General features: G+C 47.8%; 14 protein-coding genes. 10 read left to right on the top strand and 4 right to left on the bottom strand.

What is annotated here, in order from left to right; genetic code table 11:
• Nucleotides 1–146: 146 nt before the first annotated feature.
• The 3 genes from FBY58_RS00605 to hrcA are packed head-to-tail and all read right to left on the bottom strand — an operon-like array spanning nucleotide 147 to nucleotide 3215.
• Nucleotides 147–1550, bottom strand: coding sequence for an RsmB/NOP family class I SAM-dependent RNA methyltransferase (locus tag FBY58_RS00605; protein ID WP_141918938.1), 1404 nt, complete (start codon nucleotides 1548–1550; stop codon nucleotides 147–149).
• 55 nt (nucleotides 1551–1605) lie between these two features.
• Nucleotides 1606–2181 carry a nucleotide exchange factor GrpE gene (gene grpE / locus FBY58_RS00610; RefSeq protein ID WP_141918940.1) on the bottom strand — a complete coding sequence of 192 codons (576 nt, stop codon included), beginning with the start codon at nucleotides 2179–2181 and terminating at the stop codon, nucleotides 1606–1608.
• Nucleotides 2178–3215: a heat-inducible transcriptional repressor HrcA gene (gene hrcA / locus FBY58_RS00615; RefSeq protein ID WP_141918942.1), complete on the bottom strand. Its 1038-nt coding sequence runs from the start codon at nucleotides 3213–3215 to the stop codon at nucleotides 2178–2180. The genes grpE and hrcA overlap by 4 nt, the downstream gene beginning before the upstream one ends.
• A 244-nt stretch (nucleotides 3216–3459) precedes the next feature.
• Here hrcA and rph point away from each other — a divergent pair, with 244 nt between their 5' ends.
• The 4 genes from rph to FBY58_RS00635 are packed head-to-tail and all read left to right on the top strand — an operon-like array spanning nucleotide 3460 to nucleotide 6724.
• The gene (gene rph, locus FBY58_RS00620; protein ID WP_141918944.1) at nucleotides 3460–4173 is read left to right on the top strand and encodes a ribonuclease PH; all 714 of its coding nucleotides are present in this window, start codon (nucleotides 3460–3462) and stop codon (nucleotides 4171–4173) included.
• A gap of 2 nt (nucleotides 4174–4175) precedes the next feature.
• Nucleotides 4176–4805 (top strand): RdgB/HAM1 family non-canonical purine NTP pyrophosphatase, encoded by a 630-nt coding sequence (gene rdgB / locus FBY58_RS00625; RefSeq protein WP_141918947.1) that lies wholly within the window; start codon nucleotides 4176–4178, stop codon nucleotides 4803–4805.
• A 3-nt stretch (nucleotides 4806–4808) separates the two neighbouring features.
• Complete coding sequence (gene hemW, locus FBY58_RS00630) at nucleotides 4809–5978, top strand: radical SAM family heme chaperone HemW (RefSeq protein ID WP_141918949.1); 1170 nt, start codon at nucleotides 4809–4811, stop codon at nucleotides 5976–5978.
• Nucleotides 5979–6025: 47 nt separating this feature from the next.
• Entirely contained in the window at nucleotides 6026–6724 is a 699-nt protein-coding gene (locus FBY58_RS00635) for a hypothetical protein (RefSeq protein WP_141918951.1), read from the top strand.
• Nucleotides 6725–6730: 6 nt separating this feature from the next.
• Here FBY58_RS00635 and FBY58_RS00640 read toward each other — a convergent pair whose 3' ends face one another.
• Nucleotides 6731–7441, bottom strand: coding sequence for a SprT family zinc-dependent metalloprotease (locus FBY58_RS00640; RefSeq protein ID WP_141918953.1), 711 nt, complete (start codon nucleotides 7439–7441; stop codon nucleotides 6731–6733).
• Between the two features lie 359 nt (nucleotides 7442–7800).
• Here FBY58_RS00640 and cysJ point away from each other — a divergent pair, with 359 nt between their 5' ends.
• The 6 genes from cysJ (at nucleotide 7801) to cysN (ending at nucleotide 16127) form a co-directional block, all read left to right on the top strand.
• The gene (cysJ, locus tag FBY58_RS00645; protein WP_141918955.1) at nucleotides 7801–9630 is read left to right on the top strand and encodes an NADPH-dependent assimilatory sulfite reductase flavoprotein subunit; all 1830 of its coding nucleotides are present in this window, start codon (nucleotides 7801–7803) and stop codon (nucleotides 9628–9630) included.
• Complete coding sequence (gene cysI / locus FBY58_RS00650; protein WP_141918957.1) at nucleotides 9630–11342, top strand: assimilatory sulfite reductase (NADPH) hemoprotein subunit; 1713 nt, start codon at nucleotides 9630–9632, stop codon at nucleotides 11340–11342. Before cysJ ends, cysI begins: the two co-directional genes overlap by 1 nt.
• Before the next feature lie 9 nt (nucleotides 11343–11351).
• Nucleotides 11352–12086, top strand: coding sequence for a phosphoadenylyl-sulfate reductase (locus FBY58_RS00655; RefSeq protein WP_141918959.1), 735 nt, complete (start codon nucleotides 11352–11354; stop codon nucleotides 12084–12086).
• A 265-nt stretch (nucleotides 12087–12351) separates the two neighbouring features.
• Nucleotides 12352–13767: a siroheme synthase CysG gene (gene cysG, locus FBY58_RS00660; protein WP_141918961.1), complete on the top strand. Its 1416-nt coding sequence runs from the start codon at nucleotides 12352–12354 to the stop codon at nucleotides 13765–13767.
• 10 nt (nucleotides 13768–13777) lie between these two features.
• A complete protein-coding gene (gene cysD / locus FBY58_RS00665; protein WP_141918963.1) occupies nucleotides 13778–14686 on the top strand; it encodes a sulfate adenylyltransferase subunit CysD in 909 nt (302 codons plus the stop codon).
• Between the two features lie 10 nt (nucleotides 14687–14696).
• Complete coding sequence (gene cysN / locus FBY58_RS00670; RefSeq protein ID WP_141918965.1) at nucleotides 14697–16127, top strand: sulfate adenylyltransferase subunit CysN; 1431 nt, start codon at nucleotides 14697–14699, stop codon at nucleotides 16125–16127.
• Nucleotides 16128–16134: the final 7 nt, after the last annotated feature.

Below are 16134 nucleotides of genomic sequence, written 5' to 3' on the forward strand. Positions count from 1 at the left end.
AATATAGATACAAAAACTGTTAAGGTCGCTTTTAAGATAAAAGCGACCTTAATATGAAGGTATTCGTATTTACCACGTATTAAAATAGCGAACTGATTCCACTGAGACTATTATAAATCCATTCGGAAAAAATAGCCCGAATTGAGTCATTTTGCTTCTTTTTTGGTGTACCGTGTAAAATACGCTATAAAAAAGCCGTCATTGCCGCCTTTTATTGCCAAATTTTCGGGCAATATACGAAGCCAGCCTTCTGGAGAGGGCGATAAACCTTCTGGAAGAGAAGATTTTTCTACAGAATCAATCTGGTAATCGGGATGGCTGGCCAGAAAATCACGAATGACCGCTTCGCCTTCTTCCGGTTCCAGTGAACAGACCGCATAGACAAGCTTCCCGCCTTCTTTCACCCATGTCGAAGCCCGATCGAGCAGTTTTTTCTGCTGTTCGGCCATATCGGCAATGATGTGGCTGCTGACCCGATAAAGAACATCGGGATGCCGCCGGAAGATACCGCTGGCAGAGCAGGGGGCATCCAGCAAGATGGCGTCGACTTCTTCTTTGGGTTTGAAATCAGCAAGATCGGAGGTCACGACATTGGCGGTTAAGCCCATTCTTTTCAGATTGTCATGCAGTCTAGTCAGCCTTTTGGCAGCGATATCGACCGCTGTGACCTGCCAGCCTTGCGATGCCAATTGCATCGTTTTGCCACCCGGTGCCGCGCAAAGATCAAGGATGCTGCGGTTGTCACCTTTTCCCAATAATCGAGCCGCAAGCGAGGCTGAAATATCCTGCACCCACCATGCGCCTTCTTCATATCCAGGAAGTTCGGCAATAGGAGGGTGATCTTCTGGAAGACGGATATGACCGGAGAAGAGGCTCTCTCCACCCAGCTTTTCTTGCCATAAGGCCGTTTGTTCTGGATCTTTCAGTGTCAGATCAACAGGAGCTTGTTGTGCGAGTGCGCGTTCCGCTGCAGCAAGCATTGGATCGCCCCATGCTTTTTCCCAGCGATAGGCGGTTTCATCCGGCAATGTGGGATATTCCGCTAAGGCCACGCCTTCTCGTCTATCCAAAGTACCATAGACGCCATGCACCAGACGGCGAGGACCGCCATCCACCAAAGGCAGAACGGTTGCAATCGCGACATGTGCCGGTTGCTTCAAAACCAGCTTTTGAGCGAGTGCCATTCTAAGCACCATGCGGGCTTTGACATCGGGGGCGAGCGGTTTCGCCGTAGCGCTGTCAATCAGGTCATCGAGATCATGACACCAACGCAAAACAGCCGCGGCCAAGGCATGCACCAATGCCCGATCGGCATTTTGCTTTAGGCCTTGGGTAATCCGTCCGATAACCTGTTCAAGGGGGAGCCCTTGTCTCAGAACCGCTTCGAGAAGCTGCAATGCCGCCTGTCTGACCGGAAGGCCGATAGGTTGAGCATTTTTCCTTTGCGGATTGCGTTTCATCGAAGAGGCAGAGGCGCGCCCCTCATTTGATGGTCGCGCCTCTGTCCGGCTGTCTTTCCGTTTTGGACGGGATGGTCGTAGATTATTCATAAAATTCCCGACCAAAATGGCAAAAGGACAATATGTTTACAGGAGAAAGACTGGATCACGCGGATTTCGTCTCGCCAGATTGTGCCTTGGCAACGGCAACCATAGCGGGACGCAACAGACGGTCATGGATGGTATAACCCGCCTGCATTTCCTGAATAACCGTGCCTTCCGGTTTATCGCTTTCCATTTCGATCATGGCCTGATGCAGATTTGGATCCAATTTCTGACCCACGGATTCTACTTTTTTGATGCCATGACGCTGAAGAATGTTCAAAAGTTCTTTGCCGGTCATTTCAATGCCGGTTACCAGATTTTTGATTTTTTCATCCTGTTTGATGTCAGCCGGAATAGCGGCAAGAGCGCGTTCCATATTATCGGCAACCGAGAGCATATCCCGTGCAAAGCCGGTTACCGAATAGGTAATGGCTTCTTTTTTCTCTTTTTCGAGACGGCGGCGCGTGTTTTGAGCTTCGGCCTGAGTATAGAGCAGGTCTTTTTTCAGCTTTTCATTTTCGGCCTGCAAGTCATCTGCCTCGTTATTGGCATTTTCAGCCGATGGTTCTTCTTCTGGATTTTCAGTTTTGCTATCCAGATTTTCGACGTCTTCGTATTTTTTCTGTTCTTCGGTCATGCGATTGTTCTCGATAAGGTTTTTGCTGTGAAGTCAACCATGGGGACGATGCGGCCATAGTTCAACCTTGTAGGCCCTATCACCGCGACCACCCCGACCATATGTCCATCTTCTCCGTGATAGGGAGACGCGATAACGGAAGAACCCGAAAGCGAAAACAACTTATTTTCGGAACCAATAAAAATTTGTGCGGCATCGCTTTCCGAGACTTTTTCAAGCAGGCTGGCGATTTCCTTTTTATCTTCCAGTTCTTCCAGAAGTTGTTTGGCGCGATCCAGATCTTCGCTGGCATCCTGAAGCAGGTTTGATTGCCCCCTGACAATCAGGACAGGTCTTTTTCGGCTATCTTCCGACCAAACCGCAAGGCCTCGCTGGATCAAGTCGGAGGCCGCAGAATCCAGTTCGTTTCTTTCCAGATCAATCTGGTTGAACAGGGATTTTTTTGCTTCGGAAAAGCTATAGCCAGAAAAATGGGCGTTTATATAGTTGCTGGCTTCCGTCAAAGCCGAAGCCGGAAAGCTCGTGGATAATTCAATTACCCTGTTTTCGACAGAACCATCCGAGCCGACAATAATGGCAAGCGCCCGATTGTCGTCGAGCACGACAAAGCCCAATTGTTTTAGAACCAACTCTTGTTTTGGCACCAGCACCAATCCGGCGCAGGCCGAAAGACCAGAGAGGGTCATTGTCGCGTTGACCAGTCTTTCTTTGGCCGAATGTCCCCGAATAACATCTGCTTCGATAGCCGAACGTTCTTCTTCACTCGGTTCAGAAAGCTGCATCATGCCATTGACGAAAAGACGCAAGCCCAGTTCCGTCGGCATACGTCCAGCCGAAATATGCGGGCTGAGCAACAGACCTTTGGTTTCGAGTTCTTGAAGCACGTAACGAATGGAGGCGGGGGAAAGATTTACCCCCTGACTTGCCAGCGTTTTTGAGCCGACTGGCAATCCGCTTCCAAGGTAACTTTCCACCACCAGTTGGAAAATATCGCGCGCCCGCGATGATAACTCTATGACCGGTATGGATGACATAGCCTATAAGTAAACATCGAAATGCTTTTCGTCACCCCTCGGACGAGAATAAATATCCCGCTATGATACCCTTTTTGCAAGAAAGACGGTCGGTTTTGATTGAATGACAGGGGCGGTCGTGGCAGGAGGGCGGTCTGTTATTTGATTATTTTTTCTGTGGCCTGTATTTTCTGGCGAGAACCGGAATTTCCGGATTGCAGAAGCTTCCATTTGTCAGGGTTCTTACCCGAAGAAAGGTTATCCTATGCGTCCTTCAGGTCGTGCACCGGATCAGTTACGCACTCTTTCCATTGAAACCGGATTTACCCGTCACGCCGAAGGGTCATGTCTGATCAGCTTTGGAGACACCCGTGTTTTGGTCACGGCTTCACTGGAGGAGCGTCTGCCTTCATGGCTGCGTGGTAAAGGTCAGGGATGGGTAACCGCAGAATATGGCATGTTGCCCCGTTCAACTCATAGCCGTACCAATCGTGAAGCCGCTCGCGGGAAGCAATCTGGTCGGACGCAGGAAATTCAGCGTTTGATCGGTCGTTCTTTGCGTGCCGGTGTTGATATGAAAAAGCTGGGTGAACGTCAGATTACCATCGATTGTGATGTGTTGCAGGCCGATGGTGGCACCCGCACCGCTTCTATTTCCGGTGGATGGGTTGCCTTGCGCTTGGCCGTCAATAAATTATTACAATCCGGTCAGTTGACCGAAGACCCGATCATTTCCCAAGTCGCCGCCGTTTCTTGTGGTATTTCGCAGGGCGTGCCGGTGCTTGATCTCGATTATGCCGAGGATTCAACCGCCGAAGCTGATGCCAATTTCGTAATGATGGGCGATAGCCGTTTGATCGAAGTTCAGGCCAGTGCCGAAGGCGCGCCTTATGATGAAGAAGGTTTGTTGCGTCTGTTGCGTCTTGCACGCATGGGTTGCCAGCAGATCTTTACTGCCCAGAAAAATGCGGTAGCCTAAAAATGACAACATCTGCCCCTTCTGAAAAGCGTCGCCATCTGGAACCCGGTCGTTTGGTTTTGGCGAGCCACAACACAGGCAAGCTGCGGGAGATCCGCGAGCTGTTAGAGCCTTATGGTCTGGAAACGGTGTCGGCGGCTGAATTGGGATTGCCTGAACCGGTCGAAGATGGCGACAGTTTTATAGCCAATGCCGAAATAAAAGCGCGTTATGTTGCCGAGAAAACCGGATCGGTGGCCTTGGCTGATGATAGCGGTCTTTGCGTTGAAGCTTTGGATCAGGCACCCGGTATTTATTCGGCACGATGGGCGGGCGAACCCCGTGATTTCGATATGGCGATGGAACGGGTGCATCGCGAGCTTGAGGCCAAAGGGGCGGATGCTTCTAAGCGGGCGCATTTCGTTTGTGCTTTGTCGCTTTGTTGGCCGGACGGGCATGTCGAAAATTTCGAAGGGCATGTCTGGGGTGAACTGATCTGGCCGCCGCGCGGTGAGCGTGGTTTTGGTTATGATCCGATGTTCGTTGCCGATGGCCATACGCAAAGCTTTGCTGAAATCGGTGCCGAGGCGAAAAAGGCGATCAGTCATCGCAGTGATGCTTTTAAACAGCTTTTGGCGGCCTGTATCGGTTAGGTGATGACATCCCGATTCAGTGATAGGGGCGGGCAGGATGCGCCTTTGGCTTTGTATATCCATTGGCCTTTCTGCCTTGCGAAATGCCCTTATTGCGATTTTAACAGTCATGTCCGGTCTGGCATTGATCAAGCCGTTTGGCGTGATGCTTTGCTGGCCGATATGGCTTATGAAGCCCGTCTGACAGCCGGAAGGCCGTTAGGGTCAATTTTCTTTGGAGGTGGCACGCCTTCCTTGATGCCGCCGGAGACCGTGGCGACTTTGATCGAAGCGGCTGGCCGTTATTGGAAAATGGCGGCTGATATTGAAATTACCCTTGAGGCTAATCCGTCTTCTGTCGAAGCGGATCGTTTTCAGTCCTTGGCCTTGGCGGGGGTGAACCGTCTGTCTTTGGGTGTTCAGGCCTTGGATGACGAGAGCCTTCGTTTTTTAGGGCGGATTCATAATGTCGAAGAGGCTTTGTCCGCCTTGGAGGTTGCCCAGCGCGCTTTTCCACGGGTGAGTTTTGATCTGATTTATGGGCGGCCTGACCAATCTATCGAGGATTGGCAGCGGGAATTAAAACAAGCTTTGGCCTTTGGCACCGATCATCTGTCGCTTTATCAATTAACTATCGAAGAAGGCACTCGCTTTCACAGTCTGGTGAGACAAGGCCAATTCACCCCGATGGATGGCGACAAAGCCGCCGATCTTTTTGATCTCACCCGCGAGATGACCAAAGCGGCAGGCATTCCCGCTTATGAAATATCCAACCATGCCCGTAAAAATTCGGAAAGCCGCCATAATCTCACCTATTGGCGCTATGGCGATTATATCGGCATTGGTGCGGGAGCGCATGGGCGGAGGCATCATGCGGTGACTATCCGGCACCGTAAGCCGGAAAATTGGTTGGCTGCGATTAAAGGCCAGCATCATGGGATTAAAGAAGAAACGCCGATTACCGCAAGAGATCAGGCGATTGAAGCCTTGTTGATGGGATTACGTCTGACGGAAGGTGTCGATTTAGAGCGGATAGCGCGCCGGACAGGCTTGGATGTATCCGAATTTCTCGATCTCGCCGCTATTCAATATTACAGCGACCAAGGATTACTCACCTTCAATAACGGCTTATTACGCATCACCGAGCAAGGCGTTCTATTAACAGATGCCTTGATAAGAGAAATTAGTTTATAATACATCGCCTAGATTATTCGTTATTTAAATAAAGAGTAAGACGTGCAATGTCCAATTTCTTTTCTACGTTACTCGATTCTAAATTATTCAGTGGTTTTTGGTGTGTAGTAATCTCTATTATTGTCAACTTTTTCATTACAAAACACATGAAAGAATCTGATCAAAAAAGAGAATATGAAAAAGAGCAAAAAAGACTTAATAAAAAAACAATATTAGCAATGAATCAATTGTGCATTTATTATCATTTTATAATTAAAGAAATTAAAAAAATTGGAGAATTTTTAGAAAAAAACAACATGAACCAAGATAATACTTATTTAATTAATAAAATCAAATCACTTGGTTTTATATGTAATAAAATCATCTTATCTGAAGATGATATTTTCGATATAGTTGAAATTTTGGGAATGAATAGATCAATACATTACAGAGAATTGATTTTTAATATCAATTACGTTATAGATCTAGCAAAATCTTATGACAAAGATTGTAATTTTATTATAAAACAGGCAAAAAACGGATCTGCATTAATAGATCAAGAAATTTTTAAAGATAATCCAATTATTATATTAAGAATGAATGCAAATATACGTACAATACATTCAATTTCTAATCAAATCACTGAAGAGATAATAAATTTATTATCTATTTTAATTAACAGTGATCATTTCTATGAAAAAGATAAAGAAATAAATCTACCAAAAATTGATGGCGGTTTCGAAACCATCAAAAGAACCGCCCCTTAATAAAACTCATACAATCGGAAAGCGATTAAGCCGCCTCCGCCTCTCTTTCCAATCGGGTAAAAAGCGATCCATAAAACCATAAAAACGGCGATTATGGGAAGCCTCCAACAGATGCACCATCTCATGCACCACCACATATTCGAGACATTCGGGCGGTTTTTTTACTAATTCGCTATTGAGCCAAATACGACGCGCTTTGACGTTACAGCTTCCCCAAAGGGTTTTCATTTTTTTGACGCGCCAGATGGCGGCTTTGACCCCGATGATTGCTTCCCAGCGTTTCGCTAGATCAGGAATGGCCTGTTCCAGTTGTTGTCGGAACCAGATTTCAAGCTGTTTTGCCTGTTTTTCCGGTGAAGGGGTTATGGCTGTTTTGATTTGTAATTGGGAAGGCGGGATGCAACAGATTTGCGACTGTAACGTGCCGGTTATAATTTCTAAGCGATATTTTTGACCCCAGAGCCAATAATATTCACCGTTAGCCTGATCTACTTTGTTTTGTATTACCTTTTGATGATATTTTTGCCGTTTTTCTATCCATGCGGCGCGGCCTGCGAGGATATTCCGGAGCGTGGTTTCTTTCAGCTGTTTTGGCACTGATACCGATATTGAACCATCGGCGGGCGAGATTCTGATATAAAGGTTTTTGATCTCTTTTCGGATGATACGAAGTTGTAGCCCGTTTAGGACGATATCTTTTATCTCTTCCTTTGCCATGGGCTTTTTTAACGTAGAAAAACTGTTTCTGTCCCGATTATTTTGAAATAATGGCCATTCTCGATTGACCTTGGTGGTAATTGCGCTGTTGCCGTCTTTTTTCTCTGTCTATCGCGGTTTAGAGAAGAGAGCCTTTGTTAAAAAGGTTGTTTGTTCGGGGGAAATCGGGGAAAGGAAAAATATATTTTAGCGAGTAAACAAAATATTGTTATCATTTCTTTGATATATGCCCTTAAAATATAGCGACCGCTATTTGTGGATCGACAGGTCATCTTTCAAAGTTTATGATGCCATTTCGAATTTGATCGTTCTTTAATCTGTTATAAAAACGGATCGTTGATACTGAAAGCCCTTGTATAATGACGAATGAGGCATCTCTCACTTCTATTCCGTTGCCAGCGGAGAAACTGGCGCAATTACAGACGGTCACGCATGGCCTCTCGACAGCGCAAATAGCCTGGATTTCAGGGTATCTATGGGGAAAAACAGGCGAAGCCGCCGGTAAAAATCAGCCGATTTCGGTGGTAGGTGCCGGTGAAGCCGCAAGCCCGATTGTCGAAACCCCTGTTATCACCATATTGTCCGCTTCACAGACGGGTAATGCCAGAAGAGTCGCCGAAGAATTGCGCGATGATTTGTTGGCGGCCAATCTGAAAGTCAATTTAATCAATACTGGTGATTACAAATTCAAGCAGATTGCCCAAGAGAAATTGATCCTTTTGGTAACCTCGACCCAAGGGGAAGGGGAACCACCAGAAGAGGCCGTGGCTTTCTATAAATTTTTGTTTTCGAAAAAAGCCCCTCAATTAACGGAGACTGCTTTTGCTGTCTTTGGGTTGGGCGATATTACCTATGAGCATTTTGCCCAAGCCGGTAATGATTTCGATCGCCGTTTTGCCGAATTGGGGGCGGAGCGTTTGCTTCCCCGTGTGGATGCGGATGTCGATTACGAAGATGCCGCAGCCGCATGGCGCAAGGAGATCACCGATCTTTTGCAAAAGCGGTTACCTTCTGTAACCTCTGCCCAGATTGCTGCGACTAATATTCGTCCGGTTGATGAGGTTTCTAGCGTTCCTTATAACAAGGAAACGCCTTTAACGGCGACTTTGTCGGTTAATCAGAAGATTACTGGTCGTGGTTCTGACAAAGATGTCCGCCATATCGAAATTGATCTTGGGGATTCCGGTCTTCGTTATACCGCCGGCGATGCTTTGGGCATCTGGTATGAAAATGATCCCGAATTGGTTCGCGAATGTCTCGATCTGTTAGGATTGAGCGGCGAAGAGAGCGTTAAGGTCGAGGATAAAATTCTGCCTTTGGCAGAGGCCTTGCAGACCTCTTTTGAACTTACTGTCAATAATACGCGGTTGGTAGAAGGCTATGCGACGATATCGCAGAGCAAGCTTTTGGAAAAACTGGTAGCCGATAAAGCGGCTTTGCAGGATTATGCCCAGAAGACCCCGATTGTCGATATGATCCGTCAGGCTGAAGCGCCGTTGACGGCAGAACAGCTTATCAGCCTTTTAAGACCGTTGACCCCGCGCCTTTATTCGATTGCGTCTTCGCAGGCTGAAGTCGAGAGCGAAGTGCATTTGACGGTCGCGGTTGTCCGCTATGAATATGACGGACGACCCCGCGCCGGAGGGGCTTCTAGTTTTCTGGCAGAACGCCTTCCCGAAGAGGGTGAGGTTCGGATTTTTGTCGAATATAATGATAATTTCCGTTTGCCGGATGATCCCAACGCGCCTGTTATTATGATTGGCCCTGGAACGGGTATTGCGCCTTTCCGTGCTTTTATGCAGCAGCGGGAAAGTGACGGAGCGCAGGGCAAAAACTGGCTCTTTTTCGGTAACCCTCATTTTGTTGAGGATTTCTTGTATCAGGTCGAATGGCAGCGTTATGTCAAAGAAGGCCTGTTGACCCATATTGATTTGGCATGGTCACGCGATCAATCCCAAAAAATCTATGTGCAGGATAAGTTACGCGAGAAGGCGGCTGAAGTCTGGCGCTGGATTAAAGAGGACGGCGCTTATCTCTATGTTTGCGGTGACGCTACCCATATGGCCAAAGATGTCGATCAAGCGTTGATTGATATTATCCGTGACCAAGGCGGCATGAATGAAGAAGCTGCCGACGAGTTTTTAACCGAGTTGCGCCTTGAGCGCCGTTATCAGCGAGATGTATACTGATGAGCGACAAACATCCGAAGCCGCTGGTGGTTGATGCCCCTTTATCCGATGCCGAAAGGCTGAAACGGGAAAGCAATTTTCTGCGTGGCACCATTGCCGAAGATTTGAATGATGGCCTGACCGGCGGATTTAACGGCGATAATGCAACCTTGATCCGTTTTCATGGCATGTATCAGCAGGATGATCGTGATATCCGCGCCGAACGTGCTGAGGAAAAGCTGGAACCGCGTTATGCGATGATGCTGCGTTGCCGGTTGCCAGGGGGTATTATTTCCCCCAGCCAGTGGTTGAAAATGGATCGCTTTGCGACCGAGAAAACCCTTTATCGCAGTATTCGTTTGACCAACCGCCAGACCTTCCAGTTTCATGGTATTTTGAAAAAAGACCTGAAAACGGTTCATCAGATTTTGCATGAAGTCGGGTTGGATGCTTTGGCAACCGCCAACGATGTTAACCGGAATGTGCTTTGCACCTCTAATCCGGTCGAATCCGAATTGCATGCCGAAGCCTATGAATGGGCCAAAAAGATTTCGGAGCATTTGCTGCCGCAGACCCATGCCTATGCCGAGATCTGGCTTGACCAGAAAAAGCTGGCGACGACGGATCAGGAACCTATTTTAGGGAAGACTTATCTGCCGCGGAAATTCAAAACGACCGTGGTCATTCCGCCGCAGAATGATGTCGATATCTATGCCAATGATCTTAACTTTATCGCGGTTGCCGAAAATGACCATCTGATTGGCTTTAATGTTCTGATCGGTGGCGGTCTTTCGATTACTATCGGTGATAAAACGACCCATCCGGGCGTGGCTCAAGAAATCGGTTATGTGCCAGCCGAGAAGGTTTTGGCTGTGGCTGAAGCGGTCGTTACCACCCAGCGCGATTGGGGTAATCGGAGCAACCGTAAAAATGCCCGTTTGCGTTATACCATCGAACGGGTCGGGTTGGATGTTTTTGCGGCGGAAGTCGAAAAACGGGCAGGCGTTAAACTTGAACCGACGCGTCCCTTTACCCTGACCGGCCGTGGCGATCGTTTTGGATGGGTCAAAGGCATTGATAACCAGTGGCATCTGACCTTGTTCATCGAAAATGGTCGTTTGCAGGATTATCCCCATCACCCCTTAAAAACCGGTATTGCCGAAATTGCCAAGGTGCATAAAGGCGATTTCCGGTTGACCGCCAATCAGAATTTGATCGTTGCTGGTGTCGCTGAAAGCGATAAAGACGCGATTGAAAAGATCGCCCGCGATCATGGCTTGCTAGAAAATATTTCCGAGCTTCGTAAAAATTCGATGGCTTGCGTTTCTTTCCCGACCTGTCCTTTGGCAATGGCCGAAGCCGAGCGTTTTTTGCCGGACTTCCTGACCAAAGTTGAAGCGGTGATGGCAAAGCACGATATCGCTGATGAGCATATCGTTTTTCGCGCCACGGGTTGCCCCAATAACTGTGGTCGAGCGTTGCTGGCCGAAATCGGTTTGGTGGGTAGAGCGATTGGCCGCTATAATCTTTATATTGGTGGCGATCGTGCCGGATCGCGGATGCCTCGTCTGTTCCGTGAAAATATCGCCGAGGATGAAATTCTGTCTGAAGTCGATAAATTGATTGGCCGTTGGGCAAAAGAGCGCGACGGAAAAGAGGCTTTTGGCGATTTTGTGGTTCGTGCTGGTATCGTTAATGCGGTTACTGACCCCGCCCGCGATTTTTACGAATAGGAGGCCTTGATGTCTGCGTTTCATCTCGATCAGTTAAAATCTTTGCCCAAGGCGGAGCAGGATGCCGCCTTGGCGGAAGCTAACCAGCAATTGGAACAGATGAGCGCAGAAGAGCGCCTCGGCTGGGCTTTTGATAATCTGGCGGGTAATTTTGTGCTGTCTTCCAGCTTTGGCATTCAAGCCGCTGTGATGTTGCATCTGGTTACACGCCAGAAAGCCGATATTCCGGTTATTTTGACCGATACCGGCTATCTTTTCCCTGAAACCTACCGTTTTATTGATTTGTTGACCGAGAAGCTTGATTTGAATCTTCAGGTCTTTCGTGCGCCGCTTTCTGCTGCATGGCAGGAAGCCCGTTACGGCAAATTATGGGAGCAAGGGGTCGAGGGGATCGAGCGTTATAACGAAATCAACAAAGTTGAGCCGATGAATCGGGCTTTGAAGACTTTGGAAGCGGGTACATGGTTTGCCGGTTTGCGGCGTGACCAATCAAAAAGTCGGTCGCATTTGCCAATTTTGGCGATCCAGCGTGGTGTTTTCAAATTTTTGCCGATTATCGAATGGGATAACCGTAAGATCCATTATTACCTGAAAGAGAATGATTTGCCTTACCATCCTTTGTGGGATGAAGGGTATCTTTCGGTAGGTGATACCCATACGACCCGTAAATGGGAAGAAGGGATGAGCGAAGAAGAAACCCGCTTTTTTGGTTTGAAGCGGGAATGTGGTTTGCATGAAGGATAATTAATTCTGGCCTTGTTGGCCGGATTATATGTCTTTTGAAATAGATAGCCGGCCTTCAGATATTTAAAGGCCGGCTTGAAGTGCGTTACCTAAACTTTAGCAAGGTAAAGAAAAGCTACCTGTCTTTTTCGAGAAGGTGACTGCTAAGTCCCTGCATTCGAGGCTTGCCACTCTATTTCTATGGGATTTGGTTGGATATATTAAAAGTAGAGCCGCTGCCTTCGGAAATATAACCTGAATCGGTGGAGGCTTTCCAAAGGCTATTATGGATTATCTTCCCCTTTTTGCAGATATTAGACAGCGCCCTGTTTTGGTGGTTGGCGGTGGTGAAGTGGCCGCCCGAAAAGTGGCTTTGCTGAAAAAAGCCGGAGCGGTTGTCAAGATTGTAGCCAAGGCGTTGCAGGCTGAATTGCTCGATTTAGAGCAGAAGAATGAAATAGAATGGTTGGCGCAAAGTTTCCTGCCTGAACAGCTTGATGATGTTTTTTTGGTTATTGCGGCCACCGATAACAAAGTCTTGAACCAGACGGTTTATGAAGCGGCCGAACAGCGTCATCGCCTTGTCAATGTGGTCGATGACCAAGCCAAATGTTCCTTTATCTTTCCTTCTATTGTTGATCGGTCACCGGTGACGGTGGCCTTGTCTTCTTCCGGTGCCTCTCCGGTTCTTGTCCGAATGTTGAGAGAAAAACTGGAAGCCTTGTTACCGCAAAGCTTGGGTAAGATGGCTGAAATCGCTGGAAAATGGCGTCCAGCGGTTAAAGAAAAATTGCCCCAAATAAAAGATCGCCGTGTTTTTTGGGAAGAGGCCTTTCAGGGGGTGTTTGCCCAAAAGGTTGGTAGCGGCCATTTTGAAGAAGCCGAAAAAACGCTGGCAGATCAGCTTGAAAAAGGGGCGGAAAAACAGGGGGAAATTATTCTGGTCGGGGCAGGCCCCGGAGATGCCGGTTTGTTAACGCTGCGCGGATTACAAGCATTACAACAAGCTGATGTCGTTCTTTATGATTATTTGGTTAGCCCTGCTGTTCTGGAAATGATACGTCGTGATGCCCGTAAAATATGTGTCGGGAAAAGAGCCGGACATCATTCGGTTGTTCAGGATGAAACCAACCGACAATTAGTCGCGTTGGCCAGTCAGGGTAAAAAAGTAGTGCGTTTGAAAGGCGGTGATCCTTTTATTTTCGGGCGTGGCGGCGAAGAATTACAAGCAGCCCGTGAAGCCGGTATTGCTTTTCAAGTTGTGCCAGGCATTACCGCTGCATCCGGTGCGGCAGCCTATGCCGGTATTCCTTTGACCCATCGGGATTATTCGCAAAGTGTGGTATTTATTACCGGACATTGCCGTCAGGACGGAAAAGGATTGGATTGGGCGACTTTAGCGCGTCCTCATCAGACTTTGGTTATTTATATGGGCGTTATGAATGCCGGTAAAATTAGCGAAGCTTTGATACAATATGGTAGAAAAGCAGATACGCCGGTCGCGATTATTGCCCATGCGACGAAACCGGAGCAACAAATACTGAATGGTCGGCTCGACCAGTTGGAAAATCTTGCCAAACAGGCTGAAACACCTGCCTTGCTTATCATCGGTGAGGTAAGCGGTTTACAGTCTGATCTCGCGTGGTTTTCTTCTCAATCAGACAAAGAAGACCGTCAGTCTTCTCTTATAAATCTGGCTTAAAGGATTAGTGATGCACGAAGAACGGCTCACACATTTACGGCAGTTAGAGGCGGAAAGCATCTATATCCTCCGCGAAGTTGCGGCGGAATTTGGTAATCCGGTGATGCTTTATTCGATCGGGAAAGATTCTTCGGTCATGTTGCATCTGGCTCGGAAGGCTTTCTTTCCGGGGACGCTGCCTTTCCCGTTATTGCATGTCGATACTGGCTGGAAATTCCGCGAAATGTATGAATTCCGCGATAAAACTGCGAAGGAATACGGTTTTAACCTGTTGGTGTATCGTAACCCCGAAGGGGAAGCTTTGGGGATTAATCCTTTTATTCATGGTAGTGCAAAGCATACGGATATCATGAAAACCGAAGGTCTGAAGCAGGCTTTGGATAAATATGGTTTTGATGCCGCCTTTGGCGGTGCCAGACGGGATGAAGAAAAATCCCGCGCCAAAGAACGGATTTATTCTTTCCGTGATAAATTCCATCGCTGGGACCCGAAAAATCAGCGCCCTGAATTATGGCATAATTATAATGGCCAGATAAATAAGGGTGAATCTATCCGCGTGTTCCCGCTGTCGAATTGGACTGAGCTGGATATTTGGCAGTATATCTATCTTGAGAATATCGAGATTGTGCCGCTTTATCTGGCCGCGCCCCGTCCGGTGGTCGAACGCGACGGCATGTTGATGATGGTCGATGATAATCGCATCGATTTGAAGCCCGATGAAAAAATAGAAGAGCGGATGGTTCGCTTCCGCACCTTGGGATGTTGGCCTTTGACGGGGGCTGTTGAATCCCAAGCGCAGACCTTGCCTGAAATTATCGAAGAAATGCTGGTTTCAACCACCAGTGAGCGACAAGGCCGTGTCATTGATCGCGATCAGTCGGGATCAATGGAACTGAAAAAACGTCAGGGTTATTTCTAGGATTCGAGCCATGCAGAATAATATTATTGCCAAACAGATTGCGGAAAAAGGCGGGGTTGAAGCCTATTTGAAAGCCCAGCAATATAAAGGCCTGTTGCGTTTTTTGACCTGCGGTAGTGTCGATGATGGCAAAAGCACCCTGATTGGCCGTTTGTTACATGATACCCGCCAGATTTACGAAGATCAGCTGTCTTCTTTGCATAATGACAGCAAGCGGCATGGCACGCAGGGTGAAAAGCTGGATCTGGCTTTGTTAGTCGATGGTTTGCAGGCCGAGCGCGAGCAGGGCATCACCATTGATGTTGCCTATCGGTATTTTTCGACTGAAAAACGTAAATTCATTATCGCTGATACCCCAGGGCATGAGCAATATACCCGCAATATGGCGACCGGCGCATCGACCTGTGATCTGGCCGTTTTATTGATTGATGCCCGCAAAGGCGTTTTAGCGCAGACCCGTCGTCACAGTTTTATTGCGACCTTGTTGGGCATCAAGCATTTGATTGTTGCCGTCAATAAAATGGATTTGGTCGAATATAGCGAAACAGTGTTTCATCAGATCGAGCGGGATTACCTCGATTTTGCCGGAAATCTGGCACCCGATCTGGATATCCGTTTTGTACCGCTTTCCGCTTTGGAAGGCGATAATATCGTCAATGAAAGCGTCTATATGCCTTGGTATAAGGGGGCTTCTTTGCTGGAGATATTGGAAACGGTTGAAGTCGCAAGAGCCGCGGAACAGCAGCCGATGCGTTTTCCTGTCCAATATGTCAATCGGCCTAATCTGGATTTCCGTGGCTACGCCGGAACCGTGGCTTCCGGTATTTTGCGGGTAGGCGAACGGATCAAGGTTTTGCCGTCTGGTGTGGAATCAACCATTGCCCGCATCGTTACCTTTGACGGTGATCTGACCGAAGCGGTTGCCAGTGAAGCCGTTACGGTCGTTTTGGAAGACGAAATTGATATCAGTCGTGGCGATTTGATTGTCGATAGCCGCGAAAATATGAAGTCAGTGCAATCCGCCCAGTGCAATGTGGTTTGGATGGCAGAAAAGCCGTTGGCTGTTGGTCAAAGCTATGACATCAAGATTTCCGGCAAAAAGAGCCGCGCCCGCGTCACCAATATTCATTACCAGTTCGATATTAATAACCTGACCAAGCAGCCTGCTGATCTGTTGCCTTTAAATGGTATCGGTCTTGTGGATCTGCTTTTCGATGAGCCGTTATTGCTGGATCGGTATCAGGATAATCCGGTGACCGGTGGTCTGATTTTTATTGATCGTTTGAGCAATGTCACGGTGGGTGCCGGTTTGGTCGATAATCTGTTGGAAGACCAGACAGCGACACCATCGGAATATAGTGCCTTTGAATTGGAATTAAACGCGCTGATCCGTCGCCACTTCCCGCATTGGGAAGCCCGTGATTTATTGGCCGGAAAATAAGGGGCGA

It is taken from the genome of Zymomonas mobilis, assembly GCF_006715975.1.
GTDB lineage: Bacteria > Pseudomonadota > Alphaproteobacteria > Sphingomonadales > Sphingomonadaceae > Zymomonas > Zymomonas mobilis_B.